General features: G+C 44.8%; 3 protein-coding genes. All 3 read left to right on the top strand.

Annotation, left to right across the window (positions count from 1 at the left end; all coding sequences use genetic code 11):
* Window positions 1-87: 87 nt before the first annotated feature.
* A complete protein-coding gene (locus EKM84_RS14020) occupies window positions 88-270 on the top strand; it encodes a hypothetical protein (protein ID WP_125766275.1) in 183 nt (60 codons plus the stop codon).
* Window positions 260-628 carry an IS66 family insertion sequence element accessory protein TnpB gene (tnpB, locus tag EKM84_RS14015; RefSeq protein WP_125766274.1) on the top strand — a complete coding sequence of 123 codons (369 nt, stop codon included), beginning with the start codon at window positions 260-262 and terminating at the stop codon, window positions 626-628. Before EKM84_RS14020 ends, tnpB begins: the two co-directional genes overlap by 11 nt.
* Before the next feature lie 65 nt (window positions 629-693).
* Window positions 694-2,238 (top strand): IS66 family transposase, encoded by a 1,545-nt coding sequence (tnpC, locus tag EKM84_RS14010; RefSeq protein WP_125766273.1) that lies wholly within the window; start codon window positions 694-696, stop codon window positions 2,236-2,238.
* The last annotated feature ends 90 nt before the right edge of the window (window positions 2,239-2,328 follow it).

Raw genomic sequence — 2,328 nt, 5'->3', positions numbered from 1 at the left:
GTAAGCACCAAATAACTGACCGTCTATGATTGGCGGCAAATCCACGATATGATAACCTCATCAAATAAATTGGTGAGGTTTTTGTTTATGGACAAACAAGATATCGTTCAAATTAGAATGCCGCATGAGGCTGCTGGAACAACGCCAGTTGTTCCCAGCCGGGCAATCCAATTGAAAATTGGTAAGAACAAAGCAGTAATTATCTATAACAAGGCCAACGGTTACATTGTTGATGCCGTTTTAAAGGCGGTGTTTAACGATGCTCATTGATCCAGGCAAGATTAATCAGGTCTATATTGTCTGCGGGAGGACCGACTTACGCCGTGGTATTGACGGCTTAGCATCCGTTGTGCAAGAACAATTCGAGCTGGATCCATACAATCAAGCTTTGTACTTGTTTTGTGGCACCAGAAAGGATCGTTTCAAGGCACTTTACTGGGACGGCGATGGCTTTCTACTTCTGTATAAGCGACTAGAGAACGGGAGGCTCCAATGGCCAACCAATCAAGACGCTGTTCGACGGCTAAATTTCAAGCAACTTAGACGTCTATTAAGCGGGTGGTCACTTGACGCGACCATCCATAAAATTCGGCCACCGAGACGCATAAGCGTGACCACGGAAAGATAGCTATTTATTTGAGAACGACTATGGTAAACTCAAAAGCAACTAATACAGAATGAGTGGGATTACTAATGACTCCAAAACAAATAGATGAGCTGCTTCAACAGGTACAAAAGCAAACCGAAATCATCGCCCAGCAGGCCAAGATAATTGAAGAACAGGCCCAGACTATTGAATACCTAAAGAGAAAACTGTTCGGTAGCCAATCTGAAAAGATTGATTCTAATCAGTTGTCGCTTTTAGACGAGGATGATGGTGTTTTTACCGAGCCAGAGCAAACTGGCGAAGAAAACCAAACAGATCAAGTACAGCCAACGAAAAAGCGTAAGAGGACACGGCAAGAAATTTTAAATCGTGACTTGCCTGTCAAAATTACTTTCGTTGATGTCGAAAACAAGCAGTGTCCACACGGACACCGCTTAGTTTCAGTGGGTGAAAGATTTGTTCGTGAGCAACTATACTTCCAACCGGCAAAGCTGTATCGTGAAGAGATTTATGCCCATACATATAAATGCGTTGATTGTGAGAAAATCGATGGCCTTGCACACCTGATACAAGCTCAGGTTCCCAATCCAATAATTCCCCACAGCCTTGGCTCAGCCTCGGTAATCGCGGAAATTGTTCACCAAAAGTATGAACAAGGTGTTCCTTTAAATCGTCAACTGAAGGACTGGCTGAGATTGGGAGCAGATTTATCAGATACCACACTCGCTAATTGGATTATTAAGGCCAGCAAGATAATGAAACCGCTTTATAATTTAATTCGTGAGCAGCTGGTTAAGCAACCCTATCTTCAGGGCGATGAAACACCCCTCCAGGTTCTCCGCGAACCTGGTAAAAAGGCGACTTCGCGTTCCTATATGTGGGTAGTCAGGACCATACGGCTTGCTTCAAAACAGACCGTTTTCTACGCCTACGCTGCTTCTCGGTCAGGTGAGTTCGCCCAAAGCCTTTATGAAGGCTTTGAGGGTGTCCTTCAGTGTGATGGTTATTCTGCATACAATAATTTAGAAGATAGTGTGACACGGCTAGGTTGCTTTGCGCACGCCCGGAGAAAGTTTTATGATGCCGATGTGGCAAAGGGAAAGATAAGCCGACCACTGGAATTGTTAAACCAGATGTTTATCCTAGAGAAAAAGTGGCAAAAGCTTTCCCTCGAGGACCGGCAAGAGAAACGGGACACTGAGTTGAGGAAGCCTCTCCAAGAATTTTGGAATTGGGTGGATGCTTCCAATGACCTCCCTAAGAGTGCCGTAGGAAAAGCTGTCACGTATGCCCGCAATCAGCGAACTGAACTAAATGGCATCCTTGAGCACAGCTCAGTAGAACTCAGTAACAATGCAGCGGAGCGCAGTATGAAGAGCCTGGTGATTGGACGAAAAAATTGGCTTTTCAGTACCAGTCCAGCCGGAGCTGAGGCTACGGCCATCTGGATGACATTGATTGAGTCAGCCAAGGTCAATAATGTCGATCCACGTGACTACATCACGTATCTTTTGGAAAATATTTCACAGCTACCAGAGTTCGCAGAAGCAGAAAATCTGGTAGTCTATTTACCATGGAATTTTAACAAGATTATTCGTGGCCGTGACCATCTAACTTCTACGACCGCTTAGAGCATGGAAGGGAAAGGGCGTCCTCAAAAATCGAGGACGCCCTTTCCCTTTTTATCTACATTTCAATACGGTCAGTTATTTGGTGCTCAC

The organism is Levilactobacillus mulengensis, from assembly GCF_003946045.1.
Lineage (GTDB): Bacteria > Bacillota > Bacilli > Lactobacillales > Lactobacillaceae > Levilactobacillus > Levilactobacillus mulengensis.
The sequence above is the reverse complement of the archived record's forward strand: the minus strand, read 5'-3'. Positions and strand labels throughout refer to the sequence as shown.